The following is a 15,826-nucleotide window of genomic DNA, read 5'->3' on the forward strand; positions in this document are numbered from 1 at the left end:
TACTTCAATTGGAAAAATATATATTTAATTATTATTAAAAAATTATTAAATGTAGTGATAATTTTATTTAAAATTATGTAATCAATCTTTAGTTAGTGGAATTTTTATGAATCTTTTTAGAAATAAGAAAAAAATTGTTTTGATACTTTTAATAATATTAGTTTTTAGTTTTTCTCTTCAATTTACATTTGCCGGGGAAAACCATACTAGTGAAATAAATCAAACTTCAACTTCAGAATTATTAAAAGTTTCTAATGATAATGTTTCTAAAACGATTTCAATCGATGATTCAAAAGAAAATATTTCTAATTCTCAAGAAACAACTTTATTTATCATTAGCGATAATCCGGGAGTTAATATTTTAGATCAGGCCAGTATTGAGCTTTCTGAAGAAAGCAAATTAAAAGATGTGAAATTGATTATCAGGAATGGTAATCAGATTAAAGAGATGGATGAAAATGAAATGATTAATTACTTGTCCTCCTGTGATGCATTTATTGGAGAGTGGGTCAGTAGTGATGTTGATTCAGTTTTAACAAGTATTTTGGCAAAAAATCCAAATTTATCTGATAAAAAGATTTTTCTTATACTAGAACCTCCTTCAGGTAATCTAAATTCAGAATCCAGTTCAATAAACTTAATTAGAAATAATACATTGAATTACAATAAAATATTTTCCATATATTCTAATGAAGAGTTAATAAACTATTTTAAAAATACTAAAAGAGGTATTGCTTATTCAAATGTTTATAATTTCATAAATGGTGATGGAAAGGATTTTAATTCTTTTTTAAATCAATTAATCCTCTATAAGGATATCAATGATAAGGAAAATCTGAAAAATCAAATATTATATATTTTAAATTATTTAGGTTTTGATGTAAAATATGAAAATCCAACTTTTACAGGCTCTAAAACTTATGGAATTTATCGTGAAAGGTGGTATTCTTTAGATGAGTATATTGCTACTTTTTTCAACCCTAATAATACTCGTACAATTGGTATTTTAGAAAGTACGATGTATGTTTCATCTCAACAATTACATCCAACCTACTCTTTTATAGAACATTTTGAATCAAAAGGATATAATGTTATCCCAGTTTTTGCAGCAGGTGGATCTGCTGAGCAATTGGCCGTAATGGTTGAATCATGGACAAGTGCAGGTAGTGATATTGATGGATTTTTAGCTAATTCATCTAATTATGATATTTATGTTGATGCAATTGTATCAATGGTTGCTTATGGTGTTGGTGGAGAAAACTTTACAAAGGCAACCGACTTTTTTGAAGAAGTGGGAGTTCCAGTTTTCAGAGCAGTACATTCAGATTATGTTTCAAATGAAATGTGGGAGTTAGGTTCAACTGGACTTACGACTGAAAGAAGTGATAAATGGTGGCACATTACTATTGCAGAAACTCAAGGAATCATTGATGCCACATTTGTTGGAGGTCAATCTACTTATATCTCTAATCTAACTGGGGCTAGCATAATGACTTATGTCCCATATGAGCGTAATATTGAGTTATTAACTGATAGGATAGATTCATGGGTTGATTTAAAGTATACTTCAAATGCTGAAAAGTTAATTTCAATTATTTATTATAACTATCCTCCTGGAAAGCAGAATATAGGTTCCAGTTATTTGGATTCAATAAAAAGTATCTATAATATACTTTACGCCTTAAAAGATGAAGGTTATAATGTTGGCGATTTGCCAAATAATGTGTCAGAACTTGAAAATCTAATGCTTAAATGCGGTATTAATGTAGCAAATTGGGCACCTGGAGAACTTGAAAAACTAGCCAACCAATCAGGAGTCACTTTATTGCCTGTAAACGAGTATACTGAATGGTTTGATTCATTAGATGATATAGTTAAAATACAAGTAAAAGAAGGTCCTGTTGCATACATCGGAGAGCTTGCAAGAAGGGCCGTTGAAATTAATTATACTTCAACAATTGGAGACACTATTGATGATTGGTTTAATCAAATTGTTGCACTGCTTCCAGAGGAAAATTCAGACCAATCTAAGGAAGTTTTAACAAATATCGTAAACAGTTTAAAAGATTACACAAAAACCAAAGATGAAAAATATTTTGATTTATTCTTAAAATACTTTGATGACTTTAAACAGTTAAATATTTCAGGTTTAAATGGTTGGGGGGAAGCTCCAGGAGATATCATGGTAATAAATAAAGAAGGTATTGATTATTTTGTTATTCCTGGATTAACTTATGGAAATATTTTCATTGCTCCTGAACCTCAAAGAGGATGGGAAGCAGATATCCAAAATCTTTATCACTGTACTGCAGTTGCTCCAACTCATCAGTATTTGGCCGCTTATTATTATATGCAAACAAAGTATCCTAATGCAATGTTATTTATTGGAAGACATGCAACTCACGAATGGTTGCCTGGAAAAGAGATTTTACTTTCAGCAACAGACTATGGATCAGTTGTTGTTGGGGACGTTCCACAGTTATATTTCTATATAGCTGATGGTTTAGCTGAGGCAATCCAAGCAAAAAGAAGAGGTTTTGCTGTTATCATTTCACATTTAACCTCTCCAATGTCATACACTCATTTATATGCTAATTTAACCGCAGCCGCCAGCTTGATAAATGATTATAAAGATAACCCTAGCAGCAGCATTGCTAATGAATTACGAGATTTGATAATAAATAATGATTATTCAACAAATATTGGCCTTACAATTGATGAAGTCAAAAGCATGTCTGATGATGTACTCATGGAAAAAGTTAATAGTTTTTTAATTGAAATGCAATCTACCTTGTATCCGTTAGGATTGCATGCATTAGGGGAGATGTGGTCTGAACAAGACTTGGCAAGCACAGTTTCAGCAATGTTGTCTTATGATTATGTGCTTGAAAACAATCATGGAGTGCTTAATTTATTCTCTGAACTTTCAAATTATTATTATTCAAAAGATTATTCTCAATTATCTGCTTTTGAAAGGGAGTTTATATTAAATAAGTCCTATGATATTGTAAAAGCATTAATTTACTGGGATGTTGATACAGTTAGCAATGTTTTAATTAGTGAAAATTCCAAATTTGACAATCCAACATTTTTATCTTGTCTAAACCTGGCAAAAGGATATATTAATCTGATTACATTTTCTATTTCTAATGAATTGGATGCAATGATTGAAGGATTGAATGGAAAGTATGTTCCTGTTGGTGAGGGTGGAGAACTTGTAATTAAGCCTAGCATTCTTCCTACAGGTAAAAACATGTTCCAGGACCAATCTTGTGAACTTCCAACTATTGAAGCATGGGAATATGCTAAAACTTTGGCATTATTGACCTTATCAGATTTAAATGACACAACCGAGAAAATCATAATGGGTATTTGGTGTGTAGAAACAGCAAGGGATGATGGGGCATTGGTTTCAACAGTACTTTATTTATTAGGTATGAAACCTGTGTGGACTGATTCTTCAAGTGCTGGCTATGATGATGAGGGCAATCCTACAGGTAAAAAAGTTAATGCAATGCCTCAAGTAATTAGTTTGGATGATTTGACTCGTCCGGATGGTTGGGATAAAAAAAGGATAGATGTAACTGTAATTACAAGTGGTTTATTCAGAGATCTTTATTCATCACAGGCTATTCTAATGGATAATGCATTTAGAGTTGCTCTTGCAAGATCATATTTAACAATGAGTAAAAACAATACATTAATGGAATCACAAGAATTAAAAGAAGCTCTTGAAAGTGTAATGAGTAGTATTAATTATTATGGTGTTTCAAATGAGCCATTAGAATCAAATTATGTTGCACAACATTGGATTGAAGATACTTTGTTCTATTTAAGTCAAGGATACAATGCATCATATGCAGGTGAGTGTGCAATAACTCGTATCTTTGCACCTCCAAATGGTGATTATGGTGCAGGAATATCAAAACTAGTTTCAATGTCATGGACATGGAACGATACAAGTGAGCTCGCTGACTTTTACCTTGGAAGGATGGGAAATATGTACTCTAAAAATTACTGGGGAGATACAAACCCATTAGTATTCTTAAGAGCTCTTTCAAACTCAGATACAATTGTCGCTAGTCGTAACACAAATCAGTATGGTGTTTTAGACAACGATGATTTCTTCGATTATTGGGGTGGATTATCCATGACCGTTGAGGAGATTTCAGGAAAATCTCCAAAATTCAATGTTTTAATGTATGCTAATAAGAATAGTGCTTATGTTTCATCACTTGAAGAGGTAATGTATAAAGAAATCGCTGCAAGATATGATAATCCTGACTGGATTAAAGGAATGATGAATGAAGGTTACAGCGGTGCTCGTTACATGTCAAACAAATTTGTAAGTAACTTGCATGGATGGCAAGTAACAAGACCTGTAGCAGTAACAGATGACCTCTGGAATAGAATTTACAATACATATTACAATGATAAATATGGATTAGGAGTTAACGACTGGTTAATGAGTGGAAATAATGCATATTCACTTATTTCAATGAGTGGAACAATGCTTACAACAATACATGATGGATATTGGAATGCAGACCAAAGTACAATAAATCATATTGCAAATACTTGGGCACAGGCAACTGTTCAAAATGGTGTTGCATGTTGTGACTGTAGTTGTGGTAATATTGCAATGATGCAATGGGCAGTACAATACGTAAATCCAGATATACTTGCACAATTGCTCCCTAAATTATATGAAGCGACTAAAAATCCAATATTTAAAAATAATACTCAATCAACTCAAGTACCTGAAAATGACCCGAATAACCAAAATGAGGCTTCTACACAAAATCCGGTTAAAGGTTCATCATCTTCATCTACATTCGCTTCCAATTCAAGCTCAACTACTCAAAATACAGCTCAAAATGGAAATAATGCTCAAGGAGAGGCATTTTCAAATGTTGGTTTAGGCAGTGAATCAGTTGAAGCGGGAAGTTCATTCTCTGAAGGAGCTGATGTTAAAAAATCAATTGAGATTAATCCAATAACTTCACAATCTGCTAGTGAAGTCGGTTTATCTCTTATAGCAGTTTTGGCAATTTTATGTTTAATTTTAGTCGTAGCTTTTGGATACTTCAGAGATAATGATGATAAAGATAAAGTTCAAGATTTAGATAAATTATTCAATGAAAAACGATAGGTGTTTAGATGGATGCAGTTAATATTTTATGGCAAGTTGGTATATTATCAGCTGTTTTAATATTTGGAATCAAGTTAGGTCTTGCAACAGGCCTTGCAAATATGTCTAAAAAATATTTGGCATTGGTATCTATTGGATATGGTGGAGGAGTTTTACTCCTAACTGAAATTTCATCATATTTTACAGAACAGATTACAGATTTAATTTACACTTATAATTTTGAATTTTTCTTAATAATGGCTATAATCATGATTTTAGCCGGAATATTTACAATTAGAGAATATAAAGTATTCGAAAAAAATACAACTGCAGCTACTTGTATGGCGGTTGTTGCACCGTGTCCTTGTTGTTTTGGATCAATTATTGTTAGCATAATGCTTGTAGCACCTACTGTTGGTTTAGGGCTTATGGATTTAAGTCTGGTTGTTGCAGCAGCATTGGTTTTAACAATCATAGTGACCTATTTTGCATCAAATTACTTAGTAAAATTTATTAATAAACCTTATCCTATTGTACTTGGTAATTTCATGTTCTTTTTAGGAATTTATTTCTTATTATCAGCATTATTCTTACCGAATATTACTGCAATGATTCAAAATCCAATGGATGCAATAACAATAGCTTCTCCTTATTATTTAATTGGTGCTTTAATATTGGTGATTGTAGTAGCACTAATTGGTGGATTAATCTCAAGGAGAACTAGTAATTTTAATTAGGTGATTTAATGGTATCAACAATTCCTGGAAGTGAAATATTAACCTCAACATTGAATATGATTTCTCAAAGTTTACAGATTCCTGTAATCATATTCTTGGTTGTATTTGCAATATTTGCAGTATTGGCAATTGGGGGGCTTATTTCAGAGTATACTTCTAGAAGAAAAGTTTCAGTTGATTTAATAGAGGAGTTAATTTATTCAATTTCAAATGCAAGTTCATTAGACGAAATCAAAAATGTTATCAAAAATGCAAAAATCTATGAATCCCAAAAGGTAGTTTTGATTAAGATATTACGTTCAAGCTCTTTAACTCAAGATTCAAGACATGCTCTTGCTAAGAAATTAATAGAAGCAGAAGAAAATAAATTCACAAAAAAAATTGAAAAAACTGATGTTGTAACACGTATTGGACCAACATTGGGATTAATGGGTACTTTAATACCAATGGGGCCAGGTCTTGCAGCATTAGGTGCAGGAGATGTAAATACATTAGCTAATGCGATTATTGTTGCATTTGACACAACCGTTGTTGGAATTGGTGCAGGTGCAGTGGCCTATTTTGTATCTAAAGTAAGACGCAGATGGTATGAAGAATATCTTTCCAACTTAGATGCAATTGCCGATGTGCTTCTAGACAAATTAAATCAATAGGTGTTTATCATGGTTCGTGATAAAAGTAAAAAACGTTTTGCAGAAGGCGAAGAAGATCCGATGGCTGGAACATCAAATCTTGTAGATGCAATGTTGGTAATTGCTGTTGGACTATTGATATTTGTTGTAATCAGTTGGAATATGCAAAGTGTTGTTTTTCAAGACAGCCAGCAACAACAGCCTATTGAACAGAACTCTCCTGATGTAACTGAAGTTAGTGAGGGACAAGTTTTAAATGAAACTCCAGACACTTCAAATTCTTCAGGTCAAGGTTATATGGAAATGGGTAAGGTCTATAAGGACCCTTCAACGGGCAAGTTGATTATGGTTGAAGGTTAAAAGTAATACTTTTCATAATATTTATTTTACATTTTTAATTAAATGTATTACTTTTTTTATAATTTAAAGCTATTTATTATTACTATTTTTCTTTATTAATACTTTTCGCCCTTATTTCGGCGATTTAGTAATAACAAAATATTTATTTAATTATTACTTTATAGTTATATTGTAGTATTAAAAGTAATATAATTTAATTTTTTTTTATTAATTATATTTCATATAATACTTAGAGGAATGTATAAATGGGATTATTATGGAAAATAAAAAAATAATATTTTTTTCAATTTTAATTTTCATGATTGTTCTTGGCGTTAATGCAGTTTCTGCGCAAGATGGCAGTGATGCTATCTCTGCAACTGATGGAGATATTTCTCTTGGAGATTCTCAAGAAGTTCAAGGTACTGTTTCGGGGGATGTTGATGTAGCAACTGTAAATCCTTGGAATACAAGTGGTGAACTAACTTATGATATTCCAACTGATGCTAAGACAATTAAGAGTGCTGATGTTTATGTGAATATTTATGCGGGTAGTGCTAAAAATACCTATGGTTGTAATGCTAATATAAGTATTATGGCAGGTAATGGCGTTACTCCGAAATATGAGTCATTATGGATTGAAGAAGGTTCAACAGATGGTGTAATCTATCCAGTAAATAATCATACTACCAAATGTTACTCTGATTATATGATTCATTATGATGTTACCAGTTTAGTTCAAGGTTTAAATGGAACTACTTTAAATGTAAAAGTAGATACATTTGAAATGGAAGATAAATCATTTGATGGTAAAATTAAATTGATTGCTTTAGTTTTAGCTTATGATGATGGTGATAATGATGCCATTAGTTATTGGGTTAATTCTACTCAATTATGGAGTAAATCAAATGTAACAATACCATTTAATACAGAAGGCAAATCTGGAGTTTCAACCTTAACAAATGTTGTACTTTCTAGTGGTGATGGAACTTATAAAATAAATGGTGAATTTTTAGGCGACCCAATTGATCATATATCTGGTAGTTATTATCAATATAATCAATGGGATGTTACTAAATTAGTAGATAAAACTAAAAACACCTCACTTGATGTTGCATATGCTGGAACTGGTGCATATGGTTCAATAAAAAATGTTCTTTCAGTTTTAAAAATTGATGATATACAAACTAACATGTCATTGCTTACAGAATACACTGCTAGCAGCAACACTGTTTTAAATGCTTTTGCAGGTACTAACAATACTATAACAGTTACAGTTTCAACCAGCAAAGCAGGAAAATACACAGTTAAATTATTCGCTGATGGAGTAATGGTAAATGAAACTGAAGTAAGCTTAGATAATTCTTCAAAAGCTGTATTGTTAACTGATCCTACTATTAGGCCAGTTGATGAATCCACTGTTAATGGAGCTGACAATCCTAAAGTTGATTATACTGCTGAATTATTATTGGATGGCGTAAGTGTTAACTCATCTTCAATAAATGTTCCAATCAGATATAATGGTTATTTAGGAAAAGATTTAGCTTATCCTGCTGGTGGAATGGAAGCATTAGATACTATTGTTATCAATGGTGACATTGTTGTTGACGTTAAAACAGAATATCTATCTGGTGCAGGTAATCTTAACAAGACTGATATTTGGAATATTAATTTAGATGAAAATTCAACCATTGTCAGAGCATTTGCTTATGTGCCTTACACATGGTGTAATCCAACACAAAATACAGAACGTCTAGATATGTTTAATGTAACATTTAATGGTGCTAACATTACAGCTATTGCTTTATACAGAGACCAATCTAATTTAGGTGGTGCCTCTGGTGCATATGGTTATGGTGTATTAGTTTATGATGTCACTGGTTTAATTAAGAAAAATGATAATAATACTTTATACTTAAGTAAAAATGCCACATATCCTGGTGTTTATTCATCTGCATTAGTCTACATGTACAATACTACAAGTAGCAATTACATTAAAGAGATATACATTAATCATGGTGCAGATATACTTTACAACAGTTATAATAAAGCTAACAGACCAGTCAAATCCGATTCAACATTCATTGTTGATTCCAAACTAACTTCAGATGCAAAACTTTATGTATTCGCATCAAATGCGCAAAATAACTATGTCGATGTTGTATTCAATGGTGAAGCTCATGCAAATGTTTTCAACGCTTCATCCTACCAAACAAGTTATTATGAATTGGATGTTACAGGTAAAGTTAAAGACAGCAATGCTGTTTCAGTTGTATCTACTAAAGGTACTTTCTTAGCATTACATCAAATCATGGTTTTAACTAAAGACTTGGATGATGTTGAAATTTCACTTGCTCCTGAATACACAGGTACAGCTTATGCAGGCACAAATAATGCAATAACAGTAACAATCGAAGCACTTAAAGCAGGAAAATTCAATGCTACATTATTGGCTAATGGTGTTGAAGTTAATAAAACTGAAATTGACTTAGTTGCAGGTACAAATAAATTTGTATTAATTGATCCTACAATAAGGCCGGTTGATGAATCTACTGTTAATGGAGCTAATAATACTAAAGTTGATTATACTCTTCAGTTATCATCTGGTGATAATGCTACAATCACTGTTTCTGTTTTATACAACGGTAATTTAGGAAAAGATTTAGCTTATCCTGCTGGTGGAATGGTATCATTTATAAATGTCACTTTCACTGGAAGTGGAGGTTTTGATATTAAAGATGAATCAACATATCTTTCTGCAGCTGATATGAACAGAACTGATGTATTTAATGTTAATTTAGATTCTAAAACAACTACTTTTGCAAAAGCATTGATTTTCATTCCATACAACTGGTTTAACCCAAAACTTGGCACTGAAGATGTGACAATGTTCAATGTCACTTTCAATGATGTGGCTATTACTCCTATTGCATGGTATAGAGATCAAAGTAACTTAGGTGGCTATGGTAGATACGGTTACGGTGAATTCATCTATGATGTAACTGATTTGATTGTAATAGGCAACAATACATTAGTTTTAAATAAGAATGTTGCAACTCCTGCTGTCTATCCATCTATGTTGATGTGCATGTACAACACTACTGGCAGTCCAGTTGTTCTCAATGCATATATTTCCGCTGGTGCTGATTTACTTTCAGGAACAAGTAATAATGTAGCCGGCAGAATTGTAAAAGCAGATTCAACAATTGATATAGAAGTTGCAGATTATGCGGATTTATATGTTTTCGCAGCTAGTGCTCAAAAAGGTGAAGGTAATCTTATAGTTAATGGTAATGTTTATGAAGATGTATGGGCAGGTAGTTCCAAAACTACTGATGTATTTGATGTAGATATTACAGATTCAGTTAAGAACTCAAACAATATCTCATTTGTGGCTACCGGTTCTACAATCTTGGCATTACACCAAATGATTGTAACCACTAAAAAAGCTGCAAGCCAAATCACTGCTCCTGGAGTAACCAAGGTATACAATGTAAATAAAAACTTAGTAATTACTTTAAAAGATTCTGAAGGAAATGGTATTCCAAATGCTGAAATAACCGTTGTTATAAACAATGTCGAAAAGACATATACAACAAATGCTAAAGGTCAAGTTAGTGTTGCTATTTCTAATTTAGCTCCAAAAACTTACACTGCAAAGATTACTTTTGATGGTAATGATGATTATCTTAAATCATCTGCAAATGCTAAAATTGTAGTTAAAAAAGCAACACCTAAACTAACTGCTAAAGCAAAAACTTTCAAAGTAAGCACTAAAATTAAAAAATACACTGTTACTTTAAAAACCAATAAAAATAAAGTAATGAAGAATGCTAAAGTTACTTTAAAAGTTAATGGTAAAACATACTCTGCTAAAACCAATAGCAAAGGTCAAGCAACCTTTAAAATTACCAAATTAACTAAGACTGGTAAATTTACAGCAGTGGTTAAGTATGCAGGTAATAATTGCTACAATGCAAAAACTGTTAAATCTAAAATAACTGTTAATAAATAGAGATTTTTCTCTATTTTATTTTTTTATTTTTTTTGAGATTATACTCATTTTTTATATGCATTTATTTTGATGAAATGATTAATTATTTTCAATGAAAATAGCTTAATATATTGTTTAATTGAAGAATTTTTTAATTATTTTTATCTTATGTTAAATTTTATATTTTTCATATTTTATCATATGGATAGTTTGATAAAATTAGTAATTATATCTCAGATTCAATCAATATTTCAAACAGAAATCTTTTTATAATTCAAGAATTAATTATTTATCACTAGTTGTTATGGTGATAACATGAAAGAAGAGGAAGATATTAAGGTCAACAGAAGAAGAACTGATAAGGTATATTTTGAATCTACTTTCATCCAATCAATATCTGATAAAATTGATTTTTTAAGGGAAGAATCAAAAGAAATCTTAAAAGAACTTGATTCAACAGAATTTAAGCAACAATTAGATGAATTTGATCTTGAAGAATTTAGTGAAGATACAATAAACAATATCGATGACATATTTGATGATATTTCCAGATTTAAAGATGATGTAATTAAATCAGATGATATTCCTGATGATATTAAAGAGCAATACAGGAATACTCAAGCATATTTCAATAGAGATGGCGACTATCTTAGAAGAGCAAAAAGAAAAATGGATAGGCTCAATGAGGAAAAATTAACTGACGAATATAAGACAAACAACAGGATAATTGAACTTTGTGATAAGGCTATTGCTGTTAGGTATGATAATTTCGATGCATATGTCCTTAAAGCTCAAGCATTAATTAATCTTGAAAGATATGATGAGGCTATTGAAGAGTTCATTAATGCTCTTTCACTAAAAGATGATGTTGATGTGTGGTTAGCTATTGCAAATGTAAATAGGCTTAATGGTGATTTTGATGATGCAATAAATGTTTATGATAAAGTATTGTTAAAATATAATGATTTATTTAATGTATTTAAAGGAAAAGCTTATGTTTACTTTGATTTAGAGGATTATCAAAATGCAGCTGAATTTTTCGAAAAAGCAAATTCCATAAAATATTTGGATGAGGAATCCATGAAAACTTGGGGTGAAAGTTTGGAAAAGTTAGAATGAGTTTATAATTATTCTTTTTTTCATTTATTCAAATTTTTAAAATGCCTTTGAGAAATAATAGAAACGAATAGGAAAATCATGAATTTAACTAAAACACTAAAAACTATAATTAAATTACTAAGCCCATTAAAAAAAAGCATATTTCCACTTCTCCTTATTGTTGCATTCTTATTGATTGATGTTTACTGCAACCTGACTTTACCTGCTTACACTGCAGATATTGTAGATGTTGGTATAAAAAATGCTGATTTCAACTACATAATAAATGTGGGAACTATGATGATGGTCATGGTCTTAATAGGTGTTTTAGCTACAATAGGCCTTTCATACTTTTCAAGTAAAGTTTCTGCAGCATATGGGAGAGACTTAAGAAAAATAAGTTATGAAAAGATTTTAAAATTTTCAAATTTTGAATTAAACAAGATATCAAGGGCTTCTCTTATTACACGTAATACTAATGATGTGTATCAAATACAGATTTTTTTAGGATTATTTTTTACAACAATATTATTTTCACCGATATTGGGTATAGGAAGTATAATTAAGGCAATGGAGCTTGGAACCAATCTTTTATGGATTATTGGAGTGACATTTGCTTCAGTAATAATTCCTTTTTTAATACTTTTTATAAAAGTCGTACCTTACTTTAAAGTGATGCAGGAATTGACAGATAAGATCAATCAAATTTCAAGAGAAATATTAATTGGGATACCTGTTATCAAAGCGTTTGTAAGGCAGGATTACGAAGAGAAAAGATTTGAAAAAACAAATGAAGACTTTAGATTGGTCAACCTAAAGGTTTTCAGAATTATCCTGATTGCAATACCTGCAATGACTTTGCTGTTAAACCTGATGATTGTTCTTATTTTATACTTTGGAGCATATGATGCAATCAGAGGGGAGATATTAACAGGAACAATTATAGCATTTATCCAGTATGCTACACAGATTGTAATGGCATTTTTAATGATGGCAGGTTTCATCATATTGCTTCCAAGAATCTTAGTATCTGGAAGGCGTGTTGCTGAAGTGATAAACACAGAAATATCCATCAGTGATGGACCAATTGATAAAATAGAGGATAATCCCACTATCGAGTTTAAAAATGTGACTTATATTTATCCTGGAAGTGAGAAGGAAATACTGAAAAACATTAATTTTAAGTTGGAAAAAGGAAAAACCACAGCAATAATCGGTGGAACCGGAAGCGGAAAATCCACAATTCTAAATCTAATCCCTCGCCTTCAAGATGTAAGTGACGGTGAAATCCTAATCAATGATAGGAATATCAAGGATTATAAATTATCTGTCCTTAGAGATAGAATCTCCTATGCTCCTCAAAAGGCAATTCTTTTTGAAGGGACAATAAGGTCAAATATGCAAATTGGTAAAGAAGATGCAAGCGATGAGGAGATTAAAAGGGCATTGGATATGGCGGAAGTGGATTTTATTGAAAGCTTGGATGATGAAGTTTCACAAGGGGCATCCAATTTCTCAGGAGGGCAGAAACAACGTCTCCAGCTTGCAAGATCAGTAATAGCTGAACGTGACTTTTACCTGTTTGATGACTGCTTTTCTGCACTTGATATGAATACGGAAGCAAAAGTGAAAGAAAATTTGAAAAGCTTAAAAGAAAATTCATCCATGCTTATTATCTCACAAAGGATTTCAACAATTATGGATGCTGATGAAATAATTGTGCTTGATGAAGGAGAGATTATTGACAAAGGCAGTCATGATTACCTGAATGAAAATTGCAATATTTATAGTGAAATAGTATCCTCTCAGATAGAACAGTCTAAAGAGTTCTTATATGAGGATTCTTCTAATCTCATCATAGATGCAGATTATATTAAGAAAACTACTGGAGGCAAATAATATGCCAAGACCTAGAAGATTGCCTCCTGAAAAACCGGCAAATACTAAACAATCTATAAAAAATATAATCAGTCTCCTGCTAGGATATAAACTAAAATTAAGCTTAACAGTCATTTGCGGAATCATATCAACAGTATTTTCAGTAATAAGTCCTCTTTTAATTGGATTTGCTACAACTGCAATATTCAATGGTATAAAATCTGGAAATATGAATTTGGAATACATAATCAATCTGCTCATCACAGTAGTAATTCTATATGTTGTAAGTGCGGTTTTCTCATATCTTCAGAGCTATTTCTTGCTTGACATTACAACTGATATAAGCTATAATCTAAGAAAAGAACTGATCGAAAAAATCACTCATTTGTCCATGGGGGATTTGGATATAAATACCAGAGGAGATATCTTATCAAGAATTACAAACGATGTGGATTCCTTGCAATCAGGTATCGTTCAAACCTTTAACCAGTTACTTACTGGTGTCATCACGATAGTTGGAGTTACAGTAATGATGCTGTCCATTAATTTATGGCTGACACTTACTACAATAATACTGGTTCCAATTGCCTTTTTTATCATATTTAAAGTTACCAAATTCTCACAGGATTATTATCTAAAGCAATTGGAATATAGGGGCAGGCTAAACGGACAAATTGAAGAGTCATTTACAGGTCACGAAATCATTCGTTCATTCAACCAGGAAGAGGAATCCATGAATATTTTCGATGAGGAAAATGAAAACTGGTATGAACAGGAGTGGAAATCCAAGTTCTTTTCAAGTTTATCAGGTCCTTTAGTGCATTTCATTTCCAATTTGCAATACGTAATCATATCCGTTCTTGGAGCAGTGCTTGTGCTTCAAAATGCAATAAGCGTTGGAGATATTTTGGCATTTATCCAATACTCCAAAAACTTCACAACCCCAATAGAACAAATAACAAGAATAATGAACATGATACAAACTGCAATGGCAGCAAGCGAGAGGATATTTGACTTCTTGGAATTAAATGTTGAAGAAAATCCATCCAAGGATTCAATCAAAGAAATAACTGAAGAGATTAGCTTTGAAAATGTTAGCTTTGGCTATACTGAAGATGAATTGGTAATAAAGGACTTGTCATTCAAAGTTAAGAAAGGAGAAAAAATAGCTATTGTAGGTGAGACTGGAGCGGGCAAGACAACCATTGTGAAATTGCTTATGAGATTCTATGACTTGAATAGTGGTGAAATAAAAATTGATGGAGTAAACATCGACAAGTATGATAAACACAGTGTCAGATCTCTTATAGGCATGGTGCTTCAGGATACATGGCTATTCAATGACACTATCTTTAACAATATCCGTTATGGAAAATTGGATGCTACTGAAGAGGAGATTATAGCAGCTTCAAAAGAGGTGCATGCCGATAATTTCATAATGCAGAATCCTGAAGGATATGAAATGATGTTAAACGAGGATGCAGACAATATTTCCCATGGTCAAAAACAACTTTTAACAATTGCAAGAACAATCCTTTCAAATAAACAAATATTAATTTTGGATGAGGCAACTTCTTCAGTTGATACAAGAACGGAAAAATTGATTCAAAAGGCCATGGACAGATTAATGGAAGATAGAACAAGTTTTATCATAGCCCATAGGCTTTCAACCATTAGGGATGCAGATAAGATAATTGTAATTGATGATGGGCGTATTATCGAGCAGGGTACTCATGAAGAATTGCTAGAACAGGAAGGATATTATTACAAAACCCTGAATAGTCAAAGTAAGCGGGTTTCATATTAATTCATTTCCTTCACGATATTACTTGGCATGTTTACAACCATAATAGTATTTTCTCATTTTGGATAAATGTTGATTTTGAAAAAATTTTTATAATTCTGATAATTTATTAATTGTTATTTTTTTAATTTTCAAAAACCGAACAGTTGAACAATTTTTAGAATATATCTTTATATCATTGTATATTTTTTACAGATTTTTTTATATCTAAAA

8 protein-coding genes are annotated in these 15,826 nt (G+C 31.5%); all 8 read left to right on the top strand.

Annotation, left to right across the window (positions count from 1 at the left end; genetic code table 11):
• Window positions 1-106: 106 nt before the first annotated feature.
• The 8 genes from ACKI32_RS08765 (at window position 107) to ACKI32_RS08800 (ending at window position 15,616) form a co-directional block, all read left to right on the top strand.
• Entirely contained in the window at window positions 107-5,152 is a 5,046-nt protein-coding gene (locus ACKI32_RS08765) for a cobaltochelatase subunit CobN (protein WP_407415531.1), read from the top strand.
• A gap of 8 nt (window positions 5,153-5,160) precedes the next feature.
• A complete protein-coding gene (locus tag ACKI32_RS08770; RefSeq protein ID WP_407415533.1) occupies window positions 5,161-5,868 on the top strand; it encodes a DUF2162 domain-containing protein in 708 nt (235 codons plus the stop codon).
• An 8-nt stretch (window positions 5,869-5,876) separates the two neighbouring features.
• The gene (locus ACKI32_RS08775; protein WP_407415535.1) at window positions 5,877-6,521 is read left to right on the top strand and encodes a MotA/TolQ/ExbB proton channel family protein; all 645 of its coding nucleotides are present in this window, start codon (window positions 5,877-5,879) and stop codon (window positions 6,519-6,521) included.
• Window positions 6,522-6,530: 9 nt separating this feature from the next.
• Complete coding sequence (locus ACKI32_RS08780) at window positions 6,531-6,860, top strand: DUF2149 domain-containing protein (protein WP_407415537.1); 330 nt, start codon at window positions 6,531-6,533, stop codon at window positions 6,858-6,860.
• A gap of 256 nt (window positions 6,861-7,116) precedes the next feature.
• A complete protein-coding gene (locus tag ACKI32_RS08785; RefSeq protein WP_407415539.1) occupies window positions 7,117-10,854 on the top strand; it encodes a DUF3344 domain-containing protein in 3,738 nt (1,245 codons plus the stop codon).
• A 294-nt stretch (window positions 10,855-11,148) separates the two neighbouring features.
• Window positions 11,149-11,952 (top strand): tetratricopeptide repeat protein, encoded by an 804-nt coding sequence (locus ACKI32_RS08790; RefSeq protein ID WP_407415541.1) that lies wholly within the window; start codon window positions 11,149-11,151, stop codon window positions 11,950-11,952.
• Window positions 11,953-12,030: 78 nt separating this feature from the next.
• The gene (locus ACKI32_RS08795; RefSeq protein ID WP_407415543.1) at window positions 12,031-13,830 is read left to right on the top strand and encodes an ABC transporter ATP-binding protein; all 1,800 of its coding nucleotides are present in this window, start codon (window positions 12,031-12,033) and stop codon (window positions 13,828-13,830) included.
• A 1-nt stretch (window position 13,831) separates the two neighbouring features.
• Complete coding sequence (locus ACKI32_RS08800) at window positions 13,832-15,616, top strand: ABC transporter ATP-binding protein (RefSeq protein WP_407415545.1); 1,785 nt, start codon at window positions 13,832-13,834, stop codon at window positions 15,614-15,616.
• Window positions 15,617-15,826 lie beyond the last annotated feature (210 nt).

Origin of the sequence: Methanobrevibacter sp. (assembly GCF_045611865.1) — an archaeon.
Taxonomy (GTDB): domain Archaea; phylum Methanobacteriota; class Methanobacteria; order Methanobacteriales; family Methanobacteriaceae; genus Methanocatella.

Coding starts and splice junctions, on each gene's coding strand:
- ACKI32_RS08765 (WP_407415531.1), top strand. CDS start 107: ATGAATCTTTTTAGAAATAAGAAAAAAATTGTTTTGATACTTTTAATA.
- ACKI32_RS08770 (WP_407415533.1), top strand. CDS start 5,161: ATGGATGCAGTTAATATTTTATGGCAAGTTGGTATATTATCAGCTGTT.
- ACKI32_RS08775 (WP_407415535.1), top strand. CDS start 5,877: ATGGTATCAACAATTCCTGGAAGTGAAATATTAACCTCAACATTGAAT.
- ACKI32_RS08780 (WP_407415537.1), top strand. CDS start 6,531: ATGGTTCGTGATAAAAGTAAAAAACGTTTTGCAGAAGGCGAAGAAGAT.
- ACKI32_RS08785 (WP_407415539.1), top strand. CDS start 7,117: ATGGAAAATAAAAAAATAATATTTTTTTCAATTTTAATTTTCATGATT.
- ACKI32_RS08790 (WP_407415541.1), top strand. CDS start 11,149: ATGAAAGAAGAGGAAGATATTAAGGTCAACAGAAGAAGAACTGATAAG.
- ACKI32_RS08795 (WP_407415543.1), top strand. CDS start 12,031: ATGAATTTAACTAAAACACTAAAAACTATAATTAAATTACTAAGCCCA.
- ACKI32_RS08800 (WP_407415545.1), top strand. CDS start 13,832: ATGCCAAGACCTAGAAGATTGCCTCCTGAAAAACCGGCAAATACTAAA.